Source organism: Sphingobium sp. (assembly GCF_041987595.1).
In the GTDB taxonomy this organism is placed as follows: Bacteria; Pseudomonadota; Alphaproteobacteria; order Sphingomonadales; family Sphingomonadaceae; genus Sphingobium.
In genome coordinates this window covers 1-18,965 of record NZ_JBHIWJ010000076.1, presented here as the reverse complement: position 1 = coordinate 18,965, position 18,965 = coordinate 1, and the positions used below count along the sequence as shown (strand labels likewise).

Annotated in this window: 17 protein-coding genes; 14 read left to right on the top strand and 3 right to left on the bottom strand. The window is 64.1% G+C overall.

Translation table 11 applies throughout. From position 1 onward, the window contains the following. The first annotated feature begins 159 nt into the window (after window positions 1-159). The 10 genes from ACFC3J_RS16625 (at window position 160) to ACFC3J_RS16580 (ending at window position 9,905) form a co-directional block, all read left to right on the top strand. Window positions 160-771 (top strand): NADH-quinone oxidoreductase subunit J, encoded by a 612-nt coding sequence (locus ACFC3J_RS16625; protein WP_375197226.1) that lies wholly within the window; start codon window positions 160-162, stop codon window positions 769-771. Beyond that, window positions 768-1,073, top strand: coding sequence for an NADH-quinone oxidoreductase subunit NuoK (nuoK, locus tag ACFC3J_RS16620; RefSeq protein WP_004211745.1), 306 nt, complete (start codon window positions 768-770; stop codon window positions 1,071-1,073). The genes ACFC3J_RS16625 and nuoK overlap by 4 nt, the downstream gene beginning before the upstream one ends. A 6-nt stretch (window positions 1,074-1,079) precedes the next feature. Beyond that, on the top strand, window positions 1,080-3,131 hold the full coding sequence (nuoL, locus tag ACFC3J_RS16615; RefSeq protein ID WP_375197225.1) for an NADH-quinone oxidoreductase subunit L: 2,052 nt from the start codon (window positions 1,080-1,082) through the stop codon (window positions 3,129-3,131). Next, window positions 3,131-4,684 carry an NADH-quinone oxidoreductase subunit M gene (locus tag ACFC3J_RS16610; RefSeq protein ID WP_375197224.1) on the top strand — a complete coding sequence of 518 codons (1,554 nt, stop codon included), beginning with the start codon at window positions 3,131-3,133 and terminating at the stop codon, window positions 4,682-4,684. Before nuoL ends, ACFC3J_RS16610 begins: the two co-directional genes overlap by 1 nt. Beyond that, window positions 4,684-6,120: an NADH-quinone oxidoreductase subunit NuoN gene (gene nuoN / locus ACFC3J_RS16605; protein WP_375197223.1), complete on the top strand. Its 1,437-nt coding sequence runs from the start codon at window positions 4,684-4,686 to the stop codon at window positions 6,118-6,120. The genes ACFC3J_RS16610 and nuoN overlap by 1 nt, the downstream gene beginning before the upstream one ends. Window positions 6,121-6,125: 5 nt before the next feature. Further along, on the top strand, window positions 6,126-6,824 hold the full coding sequence (locus ACFC3J_RS16600; RefSeq protein WP_375197227.1) for a biotin--[acetyl-CoA-carboxylase] ligase: 699 nt from the start codon (window positions 6,126-6,128) through the stop codon (window positions 6,822-6,824). Between the two features lie 10 nt (window positions 6,825-6,834). Next, window positions 6,835-7,617 (top strand): type III pantothenate kinase, encoded by a 783-nt coding sequence (locus ACFC3J_RS16595; RefSeq protein WP_375197222.1) that lies wholly within the window; start codon window positions 6,835-6,837, stop codon window positions 7,615-7,617. Next, window positions 7,614-9,251, top strand: a complete 1,638-nt coding sequence (locus tag ACFC3J_RS16590) for a ribonuclease J (protein ID WP_375197221.1) — start codon at window positions 7,614-7,616, stop codon at window positions 9,249-9,251. The genes ACFC3J_RS16595 and ACFC3J_RS16590 overlap by 4 nt, the downstream gene beginning before the upstream one ends. Before the next feature lie 11 nt (window positions 9,252-9,262). Beyond that, complete coding sequence (locus ACFC3J_RS16585; protein WP_375197220.1) at window positions 9,263-9,523, top strand: DUF1467 family protein; 261 nt, start codon at window positions 9,263-9,265, stop codon at window positions 9,521-9,523. Between the two features lie 136 nt (window positions 9,524-9,659). Beyond that, a complete protein-coding gene (locus tag ACFC3J_RS16580; protein ID WP_375197219.1) occupies window positions 9,660-9,905 on the top strand; it encodes a hypothetical protein in 246 nt (81 codons plus the stop codon). 90 nt (window positions 9,906-9,995) lie between these two features. Here ACFC3J_RS16580 and ACFC3J_RS16575 read toward each other — a convergent pair whose 3' ends face one another. Continuing rightward, window positions 9,996-12,668 (bottom strand): hypothetical protein, encoded by a 2,673-nt coding sequence (locus ACFC3J_RS16575; RefSeq protein WP_375197218.1) that lies wholly within the window; start codon window positions 12,666-12,668, stop codon window positions 9,996-9,998. A gap of 81 nt (window positions 12,669-12,749) precedes the next feature. Here ACFC3J_RS16575 and ACFC3J_RS16570 point away from each other — a divergent pair, with 81 nt between their 5' ends. From ACFC3J_RS16570 to ACFC3J_RS16555, 4 genes are all read left to right on the top strand, one after another. Next, on the top strand, window positions 12,750-13,052 hold the full coding sequence (locus ACFC3J_RS16570; protein WP_375197217.1) for an Hpt domain-containing protein: 303 nt from the start codon (window positions 12,750-12,752) through the stop codon (window positions 13,050-13,052). Window positions 13,053-13,130: 78 nt separating this feature from the next. Beyond that, a complete protein-coding gene (locus tag ACFC3J_RS16565; RefSeq protein WP_375197216.1) occupies window positions 13,131-14,297 on the top strand; it encodes a hypothetical protein in 1,167 nt (388 codons plus the stop codon). 46 nt (window positions 14,298-14,343) lie between these two features. Next, window positions 14,344-15,438, top strand: coding sequence for a hypothetical protein (locus ACFC3J_RS16560; RefSeq protein WP_375197215.1), 1,095 nt, complete (start codon window positions 14,344-14,346; stop codon window positions 15,436-15,438). Further along, window positions 15,438-16,817 carry a sensor histidine kinase gene (locus tag ACFC3J_RS16555; RefSeq protein ID WP_375197214.1) on the top strand — a complete coding sequence of 460 codons (1,380 nt, stop codon included), beginning with the start codon at window positions 15,438-15,440 and terminating at the stop codon, window positions 16,815-16,817. Before ACFC3J_RS16560 ends, ACFC3J_RS16555 begins: the two co-directional genes overlap by 1 nt. A 54-nt stretch (window positions 16,818-16,871) precedes the next feature. Here the strand turns inward: ACFC3J_RS16555 and ACFC3J_RS16550 are convergent, their stop codons facing one another. Both ACFC3J_RS16550 and ACFC3J_RS16545 read right to left on the bottom strand, forming a co-directional pair. Continuing rightward, a complete protein-coding gene (locus tag ACFC3J_RS16550; protein ID WP_192666573.1) occupies window positions 16,872-18,158 on the bottom strand; it encodes a citrate synthase in 1,287 nt (428 codons plus the stop codon). An 18-nt stretch (window positions 18,159-18,176) separates the two neighbouring features. Continuing rightward, on the bottom strand, window positions 18,177-18,965 hold a 789-nt coding region (locus tag ACFC3J_RS16545), incomplete at its 5' end, for a glutamate--tRNA ligase (protein ID WP_375197213.1).

The window sequence follows — 18,965 nt, the reverse complement described above, 5'->3', positions numbered from 1 at the left end:
CCTTCTTCGCGGCCTTCGACACCAGAGCGTCCAGTTCGCGCTGCGAGCAGAGGCCAAGCTCCTCGAAAATGGCGACAAGTGGGAGCGGGCGATTGCCGCGAACCTTGCTGCCGATGCACCCTATCGTTAAGCCGCCGGCGTCAAAGGGAATATGATCCTGTGATTCATGTCTTCGCCTTCTATCTGTTCGCCGCGATCGTGGTGTGCAGCGGCGCGCTGACGATCCTGTCGCGCAACCCGGTCCATTCGGTGCTGTGGCTGATCCTCGCCTTCTTCAACGCGGCGGGTCTGATGGTCCTGCTGGGCGCCGAATTCATCGCGATGCTTCTGGTCATCGTCTATGTCGGCGCGGTCGCCGTGCTGTTCCTGTTCGTCGTCATGATGCTCGACATCGATTTTGCGGAGCTGCGCGCCGGTTTCGTCGATTATCTGCCGTTCGGGCTGCTGATCGCGCTGGTGCTGCTGGCCGAGATCGTGCTGGGCATCGGCCTGTGGAGCGCCGGTCCCATCGAGCTGGCGCAGCGCGCCGCGCCGGTGAACCCGGAGCTTTCCAACATTCAGGCTATCGGCGGGCTGCTTTATACCCGGTACATCTTCCTGTTCGAAGCGGCGGGCATCGTCCTGCTGGTCGCGATGATCGGCGCCATCGTGCTGACCCATCGTGCCCGTGGCGGCGTGCGGGGCCAGAATATCGCCCGTCAGAACCGTCGCCGTCCGCAGGATGCGACGCGTAACATCAATCAGCCCGTCGGGCAGGGGGTGGAGCTGTGATCGGCCTTCAACATTATATGGTGGTCAGCGCGATCCTTTTCGTGATGGGCGTGCTGGGTATCTTCATCAATCGCAAGAACGTCATCATCATCCTGATGGCGATCGAGCTGATCCTCCTCAGCGTAAACATCAACCTTGTCGCCTTCAGCGCCTTTCTGGGCGATCTGGTGGGCCAGGTTTTCAGCATGTTCGTGCTGACCGTCGCGGCGGGCGAAGCGGCCATTGGCCTTGCGATCCTCGTCATTTACTTCCGTGGTCGCGGCACCATCGCCGTCGACGATGTCAACCGGATGAAGGGCTAAAGCTCGATGATCCAGCTTATCGTCCTTCTCCCGTTGCTGGCTGCTGCCATCGCCGGTCTTGGCAACAAGGCCCTTGGCAAGCTGCCGGCCAAGATCGTCACCACCGGCGCGCTCTTTGCCTCCTGCGCAATGAGCTGGCCGATTTTCCTGTCCTTCGTGACCGGGCACGCCGATCCCTATGTCGCGCCCATGTTTACGTGGATCCAATCGGGCAGCTTCGACGCCCAGTGGGCGCTGCGGGTCGACACCATGACCGCCGTCATGCTGGTTGTCATCACCAGCGTGTCGAGCCTCGTCCACCTCTACAGCTGGGGCTATATGGAGGAGGAGCCGGATCAGCCGCGCTTCTTCGCCTATCTGTCGCTCTTCACCTTCGCGATGCTGATGCTCGTGACCGCGAACAATCTGTTGCAGATGTTCTTCGGATGGGAAGGCGTCGGTCTGGCCTCTTATCTTCTGATCGGCTTCTGGTTCCGTAAGCCCTCGGCCAATGCAGCCGCGATCAAGGCGTTCGTCGTCAACCGCGTCGGCGACCTTGGCTTCATGATGGGCATTTTCGGCACCTATCTGGTGTTCAACACCATCTCGATCCCGGAAATTCTCGCCGCCGCGCCGTCGATGGCGGGTTCGACCATCGGCTTTCTCGGCCACCGCTTCGACACGATGACCGTGCTCTGCCTGCTGCTGTTCATCGGCGCGATGGGCAAGTCGGCGCAGCTTGGCCTCCACACCTGGCTGCCGGACGCGATGGAAGGTCCGACCCCGGTGTCGGCGCTGATCCATGCCGCGACCATGGTGACAGCGGGCGTGTTCATGGTGTGCCGCCTGTCGCCGATGTTCGAAGCCTCGCCGACTGCGCTGCATTTCGTCACCATCATCGGCGCGGCCACCTGTCTGTTCGCGGCGACCGTCGGCACGGTGCAGAACGACATCAAGCGCGTGATCGCCTACTCGACCTGTTCGCAGCTGGGCTACATGTTCTTCGCGGCGGGGGTCGGTGCCTATGGCGCGGCGATGTTCCACCTCTTCACCCACGCCTTCTTCAAGGCTCTGCTGTTCCTGGGCGCTGGCTCGGTCATCCATGCGATGCATCATGAGCAGGACATGCGTTACTATGGCGCGTTGCGGAAGGAGATCCCGATCACCTTCTGGACGATGACGCTGGGCACGCTGGCCATTACGGGCGTCGGTCTGCCGCTCGTCGGCGTCGGTTTCGCCGGCTTCTACTCGAAGGACGGCATTCTCGAAGCGGCCTATGCTTCGGGCGGTGCGGGCGTCGGCGCCTATCTGGTCGGCGTGTTCGCGGCGCTGCTCACCAGCTTCTATTCGTGGCGTCTGGTGTTCCTGACCTTCTTCGGCAAGCCGCGCTGGGCCGCTTCGGAGCATATCCAGCACGCAGTCCACGGCCATCATGAATCGCCGGAGGAAGAGACGGAGCATGACGGCCACGGTCATCATGAGGGCCACGGGCATGGTCAGGAACTGACCGGAACGGCGGGCTATCATCCGCATGAGAGTCCCTGGGTCATGCTGCTGCCGCTGGTGGTGCTCAGTCTGGGCGCGGTGTTCGCCGGTTTCGCCTTCCACGACCAGTTCATTGGTCCGGAAGGGGGCATCGATTTCTGGAAGGGCGCTCTGGCGTTCGACAGCCACCTGATGCATGCGGCGCATGAAGTGCCCACCTGGGTCAAGTTCGGTCCGTTCACGGTGATGCTGACCGGCCTTGTGATCGCCATGCTGGCCTATCTCAAGTTCACCGACTGGCCGCAGCGTTTTGTCGCGACCTTCGGCGCGCTCTACCAGTTCCTGCTCAACAAATGGTATTTCGACGAACTGTACCACTTCCTGTTCGTCAAGCCTGCCTTCGCCATCGGCCGCTTCTTCTGGAAGTTCGGTGACGTGGGCTTCATCGACCGCTTCGGACCCAACGGTCTGGCTGCGCTGGTCGTGCAGGGCAACAAAGTCACCCGTCGGCTTCAGTCCGGCTACCTTTACACTTACGCGCTGGTGATGCTGATTGGCCTCGCCGCAGCCGCAACCTGGGCGATGACACGATAATGGACGGCTTCCCCATCCTTTCCCTGATGATGGCAGTGCCGATGGCGGGGGCCATCGCCTGCCTCTACTCGGGCGCTGCGCAGGCGCGCATGATCGCGCTGGTGGCGACGCTGGTCGATCTGGTCCTCGGCGTCGTACTCTGGACGCAGTTCGACCAGTCGGGCGCCGCCGCCCAGTGGCAGTTCCAGGAATATGCGCCGATCTTCGGCCGCTTCGCCTGGGCGCTCGGCATCGACGGCATCGCGCTGGTTCTGATCATGCTGACCGTCTTCCTGATGCCGATCTGCATCGGGGCGAGCTGGCTGGCGATCGAAAAGCGCGTCGGCGAATATATGGCGGCGTTCCTGTTCATGGAGGTGCTGATGATCGGCGTCTTCACGGCGCAGGATCTCTATCTCTTCTACATCATGTTCGAAGCCGGCCTGATCCCGATGTATCTCATCATCGGCATCTGGGGCGGCGCGGATCGCATCTACGCTTCGTACAAATTTTTCCTCTACACGCTGCTCGGATCGGTGCTGATGCTGATCGCGATGATGTGGATGGTGCATGAAGCGGGCACGACCGACATCCCGACGCTGATGGCCTATAATTTTGATCCCAAGATCCAGATCTGGCTGTGGCTGGCCTTCTTCGCCAGCTTTGCGGTGAAGATGCCGATGTGGCCGGTCCACACCTGGCTGCCGGACGCGCACGTTCAGGCGCCGACCGCCGGTTCGGTCATTCTGGCGGGCGTGCTGCTGAAGATGGGCGGCTATGGCTTCATCCGCTTCTCGCTGCCGATGTTCCCGGAAGCCTCGGCGCAGTTGGCGCCTCTGGTCTGGGGCCTGTCGATGGTCGCGGTGGTCTATACCAGCCTCGTCGCGCTCGTTCAGTCGGACATGAAGAAGCTGATCGCCTACTCGTCTGTCGCGCATATGGCGATCGTCACGGTCGGCCTGTTCGCCTTCAACCAGGCGGGCATCGAAGGTGCGATGATGGTGATGCTGGGCCATGGTCTGGTGTCGGGCGCCCTCTTCCTGTGCGTCGGGGTCATCTATGACCGGCTGCACACGCGTGAGATTGCCCGCTACGGCGGCCTCAGCATCAACATGCCGAAATATGCGGTGCTGTTCATGCTGTTCACCATGGCATCGGTCGGTCTGCCGGGTACCAGCAACTTTGTCGGGGAATTCCTGTCGTTGATGGGCATTTATCAGGTGTCGAGCTGGGTAGCGCTGGTCTGCACGACGGGGATCATCCTGGGTGCGGCCTATATGCTCTATCTCTATCGCCGCATCTGCTATGGCGACCAGAAGAACGCCGATGCGGCAGCCATGCCGGACCTGTCGATGCGGGAAGTCTGGCTGCTGGCGCCGATCGCCGCGGCGGTGCTGTGGATGGGCATCTATCCGGAGAGCTTCCTCAGCCCCATGCGTTCCGACATCCGCGCGCTGGAAGCGCGCATCGCCTCCGCCGCTCCGGCGGGTGATTCCAAGATCAAGATGGGTCCGGCCATTCCTGCTGCCGAAGCCCATCATGAAGAAGCCGCGGCGCACGGGGAGGCGCACTGATGATTGATTCCGCTTCCCTTCTGGCGGTCCTGCCGGAGCTGGTGCTGACGGCCGGTGGTCTGATCCTGATGCTGATCGCGGCCTATGGCGGCGACGGCACGAGCCGGCTGGTCAACTGGCTGTCGGTCGCGACGCTGGTCGTTGCCGGTCTGACGCTCTCGACCTCGCTGGCGCATGGGCCGGTGGCCTTTGACGGGCTGGTGCGGGCCGATGCCTTCTCGGTCTTTGCCAAGGCGTTGATCTATGGCGCTGCGGCGTCGGCGATCCTGCTGGCTCCGCGTTATTTTATCACAGGCGGCGCGCTGCGTCCCGAATATCCGATCCTGATCCTCTTCGCCGCCATCGGCATGGGCATGATGGTGTCGGCGGGCGACATGCTGACGCTCTATGTCGGCCTCGAAATGAACAGCTTGGCCTCCTATGTGCTGGCGAGCTTCATGCGGCAGGACGAGCGCTCTTCCGAAGCGGGCCTCAAATATTTCGTGCTGGGGTCGCTGGCGAGCGGTATCCTGCTCTACGGCATTTCGCTGCTCTACGGCTTCACGGGCGGCACGAGCTTCGACGGCATCGCGGTCGCTCTGGGCGACGGTGTGTCGAAGGGCGAGCTGTTTGGTCTGGTGTTCGTGCTGGCGGGCCTCGCGTTCAAGATCAGCGCCGTGCCGTTCCACATGTGGACGCCCGACGTCTATGAGGGCGCGCCGACCCCGGTGACGACCTTCTTCGCCAGTGCGCCCAAGGTTGCGGCCATGGGCCTGACCGTCCGCGTGGCGATCGAGGCGCTGGGTCCGGCGGGTCTGGACTGGCAGCAGATCGTGATCTTCGTGGCGCTGGCCTCGATCCTCTTCGGCGCGGTCGCCGCCATCGGCCAGACCAACATCAAGCGTCTGATGGCCTATTCGTCGATCAACAATGTCGGCTTCGCGCTGATCGGCCTTGCGGCAGGAACGCCTGCGGGCGTTGCCGGCACGATGAGCTACATGGCGATCTACGTCGTCATGACCATCGGCGCCTTTGCCTGCATCCTGCAAATGCGCGATGCGGACGGTAAGCCGGTCGAGACGATATCGAGCCTCGCCGGCCTGTCGCGTTCGCGCAAGGGGCTGGCGGCGGCGCTGGCGATCTTCATGTTCTCCATGGCCGGTATCCCGCCGCTCTTCGGCTTCTGGGCGAAGTTCCTGGTGTTCGATGCGGCCGTGGCGGCGGGGCTGACGGCTTTGGCAGCCTTCGGTATCGCGGCTTCGGTGATCGGCGCCTTCTATTATCTCAAGATCATCAAGACGATGTATTTCGATGAGCCGGCAGACGCCTATGAGGCCCGCGGCGGGGCAGTCGAGAATATCATTCTGACGGCCTGCGCCGTGGTGATCGTCTTCGGCTATCTGCTGAACCCGATGCTCGACAACGTGAGCGCGGCGGCAGCGGCGTCGCTGTTCTGAGCGTCATCCGCTTCGTCGAGGAGACCGGCTCCACCAATGCCGACATGCTGGCGATGGTGGAGCAAGGGGTTCCGGATGGAACATGGCTGCGCGCCGGACGCCAGACGGGCGGGCGCGGCCGGATGGGGCGCAACTGGGAGTCGGTCGACGGCAATCTCTATTGCTCGACCGTCGTTCGGCTGAGCGCGAACGATCCCTTGCCCCATAGTCTGGCGCTGGTGGCGGCCAATGCCGTTCACGCGCTCATTGCGCCGCTCTGCGAGGGGCAGGCGCGGATCAAATGGCCCAATGACATACTGGTCGACGGCGCGAAGATCGCGGGCATCCTGCTGGAGCGCTCGGGGGATGGGATTGTCGTCGGCATCGGCATCAACGTGACCAGCCATCCCGAAGGACTCGACCGCCCGGTCACAAGTCTGTCCGCGCAGGGCGCGCAGGATGCGGAGGCGGGGGCGCTGCTGGAGCGGCTGGCGCAGCTTTTCGGGCACTGGCTGGCGATCTGGCGGGCGCAGGGCCTGGAACCGGTGCGGACGCACTGGCTGCTCAATGCCCATGCCGGCGGGACGCCGATGCGCGTGGTGCAGCCCGATGGCGACGTCGTCGAAGGCACATTCGACACGCTCGATCGTCAGGGCATGCTGATCCTGCGCTTGGCGAATGGGCAGAGCCGTGCCATTCATGCCGGCGATATCTTTCTCATCTGAGGATCGGGCCATGCTTCTCGCGATCGACGCGGGCAATACGAATGTGGTTTTCGCGCTGCTTGAAGGGCGGGACATCCGCGCCCGCTGGCGGATCGCAACCGATCCTCGCCGCACGGCTGACGAATATGCGGTGTGGCTGAACCAGCTGCTGATGCTGGAAGGCTATAAGATCGGCGACGTCGAAGCGGTGATCATCGCGACCGTTGTGCCGCGCGCGCTGCATAATCTTCAGGTGCTGGCCGAGAAATATTTCAGGACGACCGCTCTGGTTGCAGGCCAGGCGCCGGTGGAGTGGGGGATCGAGCTTGACGTGGCCGAACCGGCCTCGGTCGGCGCGGACCGGGTTGTAAACGCCATTGCCGCCCACCATCTGTATGAAGGCGATCTGATCGTCATCGATTTCGGCACGGCGACCACCTTCGACGTGATCGATTATCATGGAGCCTATAAGGGCGGCATCATTGCGCCGGGCATTAACCTGTCGCTGGACGCACTGGTGGCCGCCGCTGCGAAGCTGCCCAAGATTGCGATCGCGCCGCCGGAGAACCGATCGGTTATCGGTCGCACCACCGAAGCGCAGATGCATATCGGCGTCTTCTGGGGCTATGTGGCGATGATGGAGGGGCTGGTGGCCCGCATGCGGGCGGAGATCGGTCGTCCCGCCAAGGTGATTTCGACGGGGGGCCTCGCGGTCCTCTTTGACGACAATAGCGATATTTTCGATGCGATCGCGCCCGATCTCACGATCCTGGGCCTCGCATTGCTGTATGAACGGAGTTTGAAAACAGAATGACACCTGGAAATGAGCTGATCTTCCTGGCCCTCGGCGGGTCGGGTGAGATTGGCATGAATGTCAATCTCTACGGTTGCCAGGGCAAATGGGTGATGGTCGATCTGGGCCTGACCTTTGCCGATCCCGCCTATCCCGGCGTGGAACTGGTGTTGCCGGACCTCGCCTTTATCGAGGAGCGAAAGGACGATCTGCTCGGTATCGTTCTGACCCACGGGCATGAAGATCATATCGGCGCTATTCCCTACCTTGCGGCGGATCTGGGCGTGCCGCTCTACGCGACCCCGTTCACGGCAGGGCTGATCCGGCTGAAGCTGGAGGAAGAAGGGCTTAGCCAGGAAGTCGAACTCAACGTCATCGACAATGAGGGCAGCTTCGCGCTGGGGCCGTTCGGCTTCCGTTATGTGCCGCTCGCCCATTCGATCCCCGAAGGCAATGCGGTGCTGATCGACACGCCCTATGGCAAGATTTTCCACACCGGCGACTGGAAGCTGGATGAGACGCCGTTGCTGGGCCAGCCTTCGACGCCGAAGGAATTGATGGCGATCGGGGATGAGGGCGTGCTGGCCTTGGTGTGCGACAGCACCAATGTCTTCAATCCCGAAGCGAGCGGCTCGGAAGGCGATGTGCGCGAAGGGCTGATGCAGACCATCAGGGGCGCCAAAGGGCGCGTGCTGGTCACGACCTTCGCGTCCAATGCGGCGCGGTTGCAGACGCTGGGCGAGGTCGCCAATGCCGTGGGGCGCAAGCTCTGCGTGGCGGGGCGGTCGCTCGACCGGATCATTTCGACGGCGCGGACGGCGGGCTATCTGAAGGACTTCCCGCCGACGGTCGACTGGGACGATGTGATGGCGCTGCCGCACAATGAGGTGATGATCATCGCCACTGGCGGTCAGGGCGAGGCGCGCGCTGCCTTGTCCCGGATCGCCTTCGACAGCCATCCGATCAAGCTGGATGAGGGCGATCTGGTCGTCTTCTCCTCCAAGCAGATACCGGGTAACGAAATCGCCATCGGGCGCATCCAGAACGCGCTGGCGACCAAGGGCGTGCTGATGGTGACGGATCGTCAGGCGGAAGTCCATGTGTCGGGCCATCCGGGGCGGCCGGAACTGGAATCCATGTATCGCTGGGTGCGACCGCAGATCTTGCTGCCGGTCCATGGCGAGCGCCGGCATATGGCCGAACAGGCGCGGCTGGGGCTGGCCAGCGGCGTTCCCAGCGCGGTCGTGCAGTCGAATGGCGATTTGCTGCGTCTGGCGCCGAACGGGCCGGAGATCATCGGCAATGAAGCGACGGGTCGGCTGGTGCTGGATGGCGACGTCATCCTGCCTGCGGACGGTTCGACGATGAACGAGCGGCGCAAGGTCGCGCTGCACGGGCAGATCAGCGTGGCCGTGGCGCTCGACGGCAAGGGCCGGATGATTGGGGCCCCTGCCTTGCGCACCCAGGGGGTGCCGGTGGAAGAGGATAAGGCGGCGTTTCTGGAAGAGGCGGCCGAGGAAGCCGCGGGCGCCGTCGCCAAGGGATCGCAGGATGAAGAGGCCCTGCGCGAGCGGGTGCGCCTGGCCGTCCGCCGGACGGCGACGCGCTGGACAGGCAAGAAGCCGGTGGTGGACGTCCTCCTCATCCGCGCTTAAGTCTGACCGCCATGAACTGGTATGCCATTTTCGCCATCTATGTGCTGTTCTGGGTGATCAGCGCCTTCATCGTCCTGCCCTTAGGCATCCGCACGCCGGATGAAACGGGCGAGGAACTGCTGAAGGGGCAGGCGGACAGCGCGCCGAGCAATTTCCGGCCGGGCGTTGTGGCACTGCGGGCGACAATCCTCTCGGCGTTATTGTTCGGCCTATATTATGCCAACTATGTCGAGGGCTGGGTGACGCTGGAGCGCTGGACGCATATCGGGTGACGGCGTCCGATTTGGGTCATTTCCTGCCTTTCCCACGCCTGGGGCCAGGGAAGGGCGGATCAACGCGCAGCATGGCAAACCTGAATATGATCGGCCGCTTTCTTGCCGACCGCTATCCTTCCAGCTAGGGGAGGGCATGACCGCCGACCAGCTGATCGATCTTCTTGTAGCCAGATTGCTTCGCGATCATGGCGGCCAAAAGCATAAATGGCGCAAAATCGTTGGGCCGGTCCAGATCTATGCGCGTCAGACCCATCCTCACTGCAATTGGGCGATTCATCCCGTCGGTTCGGTGGCCGAGATCGAGATGGTCGAGCAACTTGCCGACGAGGTTCGCCTGAGCCGGCCGTTCGTCGCGGACATTCGCAAGCCTTTGGCTTGATCTGCCCTGATCGCTGGCTTCCGGTCAGACGTCGCGCTTGAGCCTGCCGACGGAGATCACCCATCCGTCGGCATTTTCAGGCCAACAGCGCTATTGGCGCAACCGCTCGATCGCTTGAGCGAGCGCCACGTAGAGCTTGCCCATGTCGGAGGACAGGATCGCCACGCCCAGCGCATTGCCGTCGCGGGCGGACAGGATGATCCGCAGCATCGATTCAAAATCATGGATGTAGCGGTTCACATGCTCCTGAAATTCAGGATCATTGTCGTAGTGCAGCGCAATCTCGCGGGATTCTCCGGCATCCAGCAACTTTACCGCGCGCCGGGTGAAGACGCCGCGATCGCCCTTCAGATAGGATGACCAGGCGGAATCGGTAACGTCGTTGGACAGGATCTTGGCAACGTCGATCGCCGTGCTGTTGAGCGATTCGATGATGACCGCGGACCGGCGCGCGAAATGATCCCTGTCGCGCTCTTCGGTGGCGCGCTCGGCTTCCTCGATCCGGGCTTCGACGCTGGCGCTGGTGTCGGCGATGGTCAGAAGCTGGCGGGTGAGGCGGTCGGAAGCCTGATGCGCGGCCTTGACCGCTTCCTCGGCAACCTTGGCGACCTGTTCGATCTGCGCCGTGATCTTGTCGCCGACAACGCGTTCCATCGCCTCCTCGCTGGCATCGGCGAGCGCCTGGGCTGCTTCGGGTATGGCGCGGCTCAATGCCTGACGGGCGCGTTCGGCCGCCTGATCGGCGGTGTCCTTGACGCGCAGCAGAGCGGTGACGAGCAGCGGCCCGGCGCCTTCGGTGATCCGCGTCGCGTCCTGATGCGCATTGTCGAGTGCGGCGCGCAGCCGTTCGACCAGCTCCCGATTGGCGTCCACGCCGCTCTGCGTGCTTTCCAGCCATTCGGTTAGGCGGCGGCCCTGACCGCGCAGCAGTTCCTCTGCTTCCTGCGTGCGGCCGACCAGCGCTTCGGATATCGCCTCCAGCCGCTCGATTTCCGGGGCGGCGCTGTCGAGCAGCGTGCGGCTGGTTTCGATCCGGCCGTTGAACCGCTCCAGCGCGGCGGGGAAGGTTTCGTCCAGTTCGCGCACGCTGGAATCGAGCGCGACCATCAGCGTTTCGGCGCTGCCGATCAGCTTTTCGGCGGTCAGGCCCCCGGCTGCCAGTGCGCTGTCGATGCGTTGCGTTTCGGCGGTCAGGCGGGTCAGGGCCTCGGTCAGCCGTTCGTTCCGGGCGAGGGCGCTTTCCTCCATCGCTGCGAAGCGCGCCTCCGCCGATCCCACCGCATCGGTCAGGCTGGTCTGAAGACCGGCCACCAGCGTCCGCTGGCCTTCGACCAGATCGTTGATCTGATGCAGGCGGCTTTCGATCTCGCCGACATGATCGGCGATATGGGTCACGGTTTCATCGCCAATGGCGGCGATGTCGCCGCGCGACCGGGCAATCAGCGCATCCAGCGCCTCGGTCTGGCGGGCAATGCCCTGGTCGGTGATCGCCATGCCTTCGCGGGCCTGAGCCACGGCCGCTTCGACCCGCTGGCGCAGTTCGGCTTCGATTGTCTGGGCATCGCGAGACAATATACCGAGCGCGGATTGGCTGGTCGCGGCGATACCGGCCTGCGCCCCTTCGATCAGCGACTTGAGCGATTGGGCCTGCGCGGTGAGATTGGCGTCGACGCTCGCCATCGTTTCCTGCGCGCGCCCATGGGTGGTTTCCAGCCGGTGGAGCACGTCGATCTCGACGCGGTTCAGCTCCTGCGTCAGCAGGGTGATGACCGACTGGGTGGTTTCGGCGATTTCTTCCTTGGTCCGCAGCATCAGCCCGTCGAGCGCGACGGATTGCTGCTCGATATCCTGCCAGCTGTCCTGCATCGCCTTGCGGGCGCTCTGCGCGGTCGCTTCGATCCGGCCTGCCGCCAGATCGGCCATGCCGGTGACTTCCTGCGCAGCGCTATGGGTGGCTTCCTGAAGCTGGGTCAGCTGGCTCGACAGACTTTTCGTCGCGGACAGCGTGCGGGATCGCGCATCGTCCGACAATTCGCCGAGCGCATGCAGCCGCGTCTCCAGCGTGTCGATCCGCTCCGACAGGATATGGCCATTGTCGATCATTTGCGCCGACATGCGGGTCGCCCGCTCCTCCAGTTCGGGGATCGACGCGATCAGCGTTTCCATCCGCTGGACAAGGGCAAGCCCCGCGCGCTCCGCGGCTTCGGCGCGCTCGGCCGTGCTGTTGGCCCGGCCCGCGATCAGTTCGGCCGATGCCTCCATATTGCTGCTGGCCGCAGCGCCATAGCTGTCCAGCAGTTCCGCCTGATCCTGCATGGTCTGGCGCGCCGTCGCGAGCTGGCTGGCGATCCTGCCCAAACGCAGTTCAAGCAGTTCCGCTTCGGTGCGCAGGGCACGGGCGGTGTCGAGATAGCGGCGGGACTCGGCGCGGCTGTTGCGCAGCAGCAGCAGGTAGCAGACGCCCAGCAGGATTAGCGGCACCAAAATGGTCGCGACCAGACCCGGCCATGCCGAAGGACCGGCCTGCCACTGACCGGACGAGATCGTCGCCCAACCGGCAAAGCCGACCCATAGCAGGCCTGCGGACAAGAGCGCCCATTGCGTCCCGCGAATGTTGCGCTCCCCACTTTCCAGATCGGCCGTTTCGTCCTCCAGATCAAGGACGGCCTGCTTCAACAGCAGCGTGTCGCCCGCCTGCGATGCGTCATCCGCTGACTGGCCGTTGTTCCGCCAGAATTCGACTATGGTGCTGCCCCCGTTCATGGCACCTATCCTAGCAGCTTTTGCGCGGACGAAAATGCCCCGTTACCAAAACTTAACGCAAGCCAGATAGCGTTCGACCCCATGTCCTATGATCCAGGCGCCCTGAATGCCGCTCTCGCCGCCGCCGTCGGCGAAGACAGGCAGTTGATTGACGACCTTCGCGCAGCCTTCATGGAAAGCGCGGAGCGACACCTCAATCTGCTGGGGCGGGCGCGCTGCGACGCGAACTGGCAGCTTGCAGCGTGGCGGCTCAAGGGACTGGCGGCCAGTTTCGGCCTGACCAGCCTGATGGTGATGGCCCATGAAGCGGCCGATGCCGCGCCCGGCGACCCGCGGATTTTGCGGCTCTTGCGTGCCGCGCTGGACGATCTTGCGCAGGGGTGAGACGAGACGCTGCTTGCCTGAACGCGTCCGCCTTGCAAGAAGGCGGATAGAACAACGATCGGGCCGGTTTCCTCACGCATGACTTTTGCCGCTATTCTGAGCGCCAGCCGGGCATCGACCGATGCCGCTGGATCGCTGCGCGCCAGCCTGCATTTCGCCGGGCAGACGCTGGTGGAATATCAGGCCCGGCAGGCGGCGCGGGCGGGCGCCGACCGAATCATGATCCTGGTCAGCGTCATCACGCCCGCTTTATCGCAGGCCGTCGATCGCCTGTCGGCCGATGGCATTGCCGTCGCGCTGGTCCGCGACATGGTGTCGATGGTGCGCGACGCGCCGCGCGATGCCGACATCCTGCTGGTGGCAGACGGCGCGATCGTGGGTCAGACCTATTTCGATGCGATGGCGAAGGAAGCGGGCAACGGCCTGCTTGTGACCGACGACAGCCGCGCCAGCGCGCCGTTTGAGCGGATCGATGCCGGGCAGCGCTGGGCCGGACTGGCGCGGATCAGCCCGGACCTGCTTTTCAGTACGCTCGATATGATCGGGGATTGGGATCTGTCGCTGACGTTGGTGCGCGCAGCGGTTCAGGCGGGTGCGCGGCGGGTCACCGTGCCGCAGGACGATCTGCTGGAAGGCCGGGTTGCGCTGGTTGAGGCGCAGGAACAGGCCGATCTCGCCGCGCAGGCAGTGCTTGCGAAGGGGCCTCGGGGCGCTCGGGTGCGGGGGGGCGCCGAACATTATCTGCTGGGGCCGGTCACGCGGCTGGTCAGTCCGGCGCTCATGCGGATGCAGGTGCCCGCCCTGCAGGTGCGCATCGCCGCCATGGCATTGGGCGCCATCGCGCTGGTGCCGATCGAACTGCACTGGGTGAGCGCGGGTTTCTGTCTGCTGCTGCTGGGACTGCTGCTGGCGGAGACCGCAGACCGGCTGGACGAAATGGCGTTGCGGCCGCTGTCCATCGGATGGACGGCCTTTATCGTGCCGGGCTTTGCCGTGGGCGGGACGGCGCTGGCGGGCGAGGGGACGGTGCCGGGCTATCTCGCGCTGCTGCTGGCGATCATCCAGATTGCCGACCGCTGGCACCGCACAGGCGCAGTGCGGCCGTGGATGGTCTTCACGCCGGCAAGCGCGCTGATCCTTCTGCTGGCAGGTGCTGTGGCGGGGGGCCTGGGGCTGATGTTCGACCTGGCCATGGTCTGCGCCATCGCCTCTGTCGGGGCGATGATTCTGCTGCGGCGGGATTAGGCGATTTTGCTCGTTACGGTTTAGTGCATTTTAACGACGTGCAGCTATGCTGGCCTGTATGAATGCCTTTTCGTCCCTGATCGGACCGACCATGGCGGACAGCTGGCCCGTGGCGCAGGTCATGGCTGGCATGTCCGCTGTTCCTGTTGGTCATGCCATTGATCTGGCATTTTTCTTTCCCGACGAGGCGCGCGGGCGGCACGACGCGCTGATGGCCGAGACGCGGCGGCATCTGGGCGGGTGCCTGACCGCGATCGAGATTGGCCTGCGACTGGCGCTGGATGAAAAGCCCGAAATTGCGGCAGTCCTGACGCAATGGCCGCAGCCGGTCTGCTGGCCGACGCTTTGCGCGCAACCGACATTGCTGGGACCTGCACTGCTTGCCCATATGCAGATGCGCGGCGGCGTCAGCCTGATGCTGCGGCAATTCGGGCGGCCCGACGGCGAGCATGGCGAATCGGAGGCCGAACCTCTTTTCCCGAGCGGTGATTCGGCCATCGGCGAGGCTATGGCGGCGCTGGCGCTGGCGGAAGGGCGCTGGCTGCTGACCGGGTCGGAGGATCAGCCGATGCAGCCCGATCTGCCCGCCGGGCATTTTGCCGAACTGGTGTGGACGGCGGCGGCGAGCCTGACGGCGCTGGTGCAACGGAGCGGACTGATCGAGCCGGAGGCGGTTTTGCCGCCGTTCGAGGCGGCAGGGCAGGCTTTGCTTGCGCGGCATGACGAGGCGACGGGACCGATCGCGGCGGCGGACAGGTTGGTGCATGTGCTGGGTGATCGGGCGGAGGCGCCGGAACTGCTGGGGGTGGCATTGGGGCAGCGCCAGTTTTTGCTGTTCGCGGCTCTCGCGGGGCGGCGGCTGCGGATCGAAACGGCGCAGATCGCGGACGCGCTGGTCATCGGGCCGGTGGCGCAGGTTGCGGCCCTTTGCCGGGCACTGGGCGGATCGGATGCTGATTATCGGCATTTGCTGCTGGCGTTGCGGCCGGTGCGGCCATCCCTGTCCGATGCCGTCATCGTCGCGGAAGCTCTGCGATATCAGGAACTGACCGTGGCGCAGGCAGATGCGGCGGTCAGCGCGATGCGGACGCCTGCGCCGCTGCGGGCGAAGCTGGATCATCTGCGGCGGATCACCGGCTGATGAACATGCCGGCGCATCCTGCCATCATTCGGGCGATGGTCGCCGCGGATGGCCGGTTGCTGGCTGCCGACGCGCCCTTGCTGGCCTTGCAGCAGGAGGCGGGTGGCGATCTGGGGCAAATGCTGGCCATTCCGCAGCTGGCGGCGGTGGTGCGGCTGGCGGCGAAGTTAGGCGTGCCGGTGTCGCGGCCGCTGGTGGCCGCGACCGAGCGGGGCGATATCGACATGTGGGTCCGCGCCAGGCCGGAGGCGGACGCGGTGCAGATCGCCGTCATCGACTGGCATGAGCGTCCGCCGGTCGTCCCGCCGGTCGATCTTTCACGGCGCGAGAGCGATATTGCCGCCTTGTCCGAAGGCTGGACCTGGCAGATCGACACCCAGCTCTGCTTTCAGATGGTGCTGGAGGGATTGGGGAGCGAGGGCGTCCTGCCCGTCGCGCCGCCAGTGCCGGGCAGTCGCTTCACCAGCTATTTCGAATTGCGGCCGGACGCGGATGGCGATCTGGCCATTCTGCGCGGTTTTGCCCAGCGTCGCGCTTTTCGGGATCAGGTCGCCAGCCTGTCCGGCGATGCGGGGCAGCGGTTCATGCTGTCGGGCTTTCCGATGTTTGACCTTGGCGGGCAACTCGTGGGCTATCGCGGCAAGGCCTTGCCGCTGGATCGGGCGGTGATGGCCCCGCTGGCCCCCCCAGAACCGGTGCTACTCTATCCCGCTGAGTTCGGGAAAAGGCTGGACCGGTCGCTGCGTCAGCCGCTGGGACGGATCATCGCCAATGCCGATTCGATCGGTGCCCAGTTCGAAGGGCCGCTGCGGCCAGACTATGTCGGCTATGCCAATGATATAGCGGCGGCGGGGCGGCATCTGATGGCGCTGATCGACGATCTCGCCGACCTTCAGACGATCGACCGGCCGGATTTCAGCGTCATTGCCGAGGAAGTCGATCTCGCCGATCTGGCGCGCCGGGCAGCGGGGCTGTTTCTGGTCAAGGCGCTGGATCGCAGCATCTGCATCGTCGCGCCGGAACCGGACGCGTCAGTCCCCGCCATCGGCGAATTTCGCCGGGCCTTGCAGATCATGATGAATCTGGTCGGCAATGCTGTGCGTTATGCGCCTGAAGGATCGACGGTGCGGATCGAGACGGGGCGCGACGCCGATCAGGCGTGGATCGCCGTGCTGGATCAGGGCGAGGGCGTTCCCGTCGACAGCCGGGAGCGCGTTTTCGACAAGTTCGAACGACTGGGCCGCAGCGATCCGGGCGGCAGCGGGCTGGGCCTTTACATTTCGCGGCGTCTGGCGCGGGCGATGGGCGGCGACATCCGCATCGATGATGCGCCGGAGGGCGGCGCGCGGTTCACCCTCTCGCTTCCGGCCCTGGGATAAAAGAAAAACGGCGCCCGATCGGGGCGCCGTTTCCATTTTGGCTGTCGGCGCCGATCAGCGCTTTTCGACCGGGATATAGTCGCGCTGTGCCGGGCCGGTATAGAGCTGGCGCGGACGGCCGATCTTCTGCGCTGGGTCCGAAATCATTTCGTTCCACTGCGCGACCCAGCCGACGGTGCGGGCAAGGGCGAAAAGAACAGTGAACATCTCGGTCGGGAAGCCGATGGCCGAGAGGATCACGCCCGAATAGAAGTCGACATTCGGGTAGAGCTTCTTCTCGATGAAGTAGGGATCGTTGAGCGCGATCTGCTCCAGTTCCTTGGCGACGTCGAAGATCGGATCGTTGACGCCCAGCTTGGCCAGAACGTCCTTTGCGGTCTTCTGCATGACGGTCGCGCGCGGATCGTAATTCTTGTAGACGCGGTGACCAAAGCCCATCAGGCGGAACGGATCGTCCTTGTTCTTGGCGCGGGCGATATATTCCGGAATGCGGTCGACTGTGCCGATTTCGCGCAGCATGTTGAGCGCTGCTTCGTTCGCGCCGCCATGCGCCGGGCCCCAGAGGCAGGCGATGCCGGCCGCGATGCAGGCGAACGGATTGGCGCCCGAGGAACCGGCCAGACGCACGGTCGAGGTCGAGGCGTTCTGCTCATGGTCGGCGTGCAGCGTGAAGATCTTGTCCATCGCGTCGACGACGACCGGATCGATGACATATTCTTCCGCTGGGACCGAGAAGGTCATGTTCAGGAAGTTGGCGGTGTAGCTGAGGTCATTGCGCGGATAGACGAAGGGCTGACCCACCGAATATTTATAGGCCATGGCCGCGATCGTGGGCATCTTGGCGATCAGGCGGTGGCTCGCGATCTTGCGCTGTTCCGGATCGTTGATGTCGGTCGAGTCGTGGTAGAAGGCCGAAAGCGCGCCGACCACGCCGCACATGATCGCCATCGGGTGCGCATCGCGGCGGAAACCGCGGTAGAAGGTGGTGAGCTGTTCATGCACCATGGTATGGCGCGTGATCGTGCGGGTGAAGTCCTCCAGCTCCTTCTTCGAGGGCAGTTCGCCGTTGAGGAGCAGATAGCTGACTTCCATGAAGCTCGACTGTTCGGCGAGCTGGTCGATCGGATAGCCGCGGTGCAACAGCACGCCGGCGTCGCCGTCGATATAGGTCAGGCCCGAATCGCAGCTCGCGGTCGAGGTGAAGCCCGGATCATAGGTAAACATGCCGGTGTTGGCGTAAAGCTTGCGAACATCGATGACCTGCGGGCCCACGGTGCCGCTGAGGACGGCATAGTCGTTGGCCTTACCTCCGACGCTCAAACTGGCATTATTATCCGACATGTTGTTCTCCTAGATACTTCAATTGGCCGATGCGTGCCTCACAGCGGCCAATCGTTCCAAGCTCTCCGTCTTCCCCAGAAGGAAAAGGACGTCGAAAATTCCCGGCGAAACCGTGCGTCCGGTCAACGCCGCGCGCAGGGGCTGCGCGACCTTCCCCAGCCCGAGGCCGGCATCCTCTGCCACGTGGCGTATTGCTTCCTCGATCGCTTCGACCGTCCAGGAGGGGACGGGCGCAAGAGCGTCGGCTGTCTGTCCCAGCAGCGCACGCGCGGAGTCGTCTAGCAGAGCAAGGGCCTTCTCGTCAAAATCGAGTGGGCAATTTTTGAACAAGAATTCAGCGCCCTCGGCAATTTCGTTAAGCGTCTTGGCGCGGGGCTTGAGCGGGGCCATCGCATCGGTCAGCAGCTTTTCAGCGCCTTCCGGCAAGTCGTGGCCCAGGCGGGCGGCTATGCGCGGCGCAACCAGTGCAGCCAGGCGCGCATCATCGGCCTCGCGCAGATAGTGGCCGTTCAGATTTTCCAGCTTCTTGATGTCAAAGCGCGAGGGCGAACGGCCGACGCCGCTGATGTCGAACAGTTCGACCGCGCGGTCGCGGGAGATGATTTCTTCGTCGCCATGGCCCCAGCCGAGTCGCAGCAGATAGTTGATCACCGCCTCGGGCAGCATGCCCATGTCGTCGCGATAGGCGTCGACGCCCAGCGCGCCGTGACGCTTGGACAGTTTTGCGCCGTCTGATCCATGGATCAGCGGAATGTGGGCGTAGACCGGCTCATCCCAGCCCCCCTCTATTTCGGCCATCGCCCTGAT

Coding starts and splice junctions, on each gene's coding strand:
- nuoL (WP_375197225.1), top strand. CDS start 1,080: ATGATCCAGCTTATCGTCCTTCTCCCGTTGCTGGCTGCTGCCATCGCC.
- ACFC3J_RS16610 (WP_375197224.1), top strand. CDS start 3,131: ATGGACGGCTTCCCCATCCTTTCCCTGATGATGGCAGTGCCGATGGCG.
- nuoN (WP_375197223.1), top strand. CDS start 4,684: ATGATTGATTCCGCTTCCCTTCTGGCGGTCCTGCCGGAGCTGGTGCTG.
- ACFC3J_RS16595 (WP_375197222.1), top strand. CDS start 6,835: ATGCTTCTCGCGATCGACGCGGGCAATACGAATGTGGTTTTCGCGCTG.
- ACFC3J_RS16590 (WP_375197221.1), top strand. CDS start 7,614: ATGACACCTGGAAATGAGCTGATCTTCCTGGCCCTCGGCGGGTCGGGT.
- ACFC3J_RS16585 (WP_375197220.1), top strand. CDS start 9,263: ATGAACTGGTATGCCATTTTCGCCATCTATGTGCTGTTCTGGGTGATC.
- ACFC3J_RS16580 (WP_375197219.1), top strand. CDS start 9,660: ATGACCGCCGACCAGCTGATCGATCTTCTTGTAGCCAGATTGCTTCGC.
- ACFC3J_RS16575 (WP_375197218.1), bottom strand. CDS start 12,668: ATGAACGGGGGCAGCACCATAGTCGAATTCTGGCGGAACAACGGCCAG.
- ACFC3J_RS16570 (WP_375197217.1), top strand. CDS start 12,750: ATGTCCTATGATCCAGGCGCCCTGAATGCCGCTCTCGCCGCCGCCGTC.
- ACFC3J_RS16565 (WP_375197216.1), top strand. CDS start 13,131: ATGACTTTTGCCGCTATTCTGAGCGCCAGCCGGGCATCGACCGATGCC.
- ACFC3J_RS16560 (WP_375197215.1), top strand. CDS start 14,344: ATGCTGGCCTGTATGAATGCCTTTTCGTCCCTGATCGGACCGACCATG.
- ACFC3J_RS16555 (WP_375197214.1), top strand. CDS start 15,438: ATGAACATGCCGGCGCATCCTGCCATCATTCGGGCGATGGTCGCCGCG.
- ACFC3J_RS16550 (WP_192666573.1), bottom strand. CDS start 18,158: ATGTCGGATAATAATGCCAGTTTGAGCGTCGGAGGTAAGGCCAACGAC.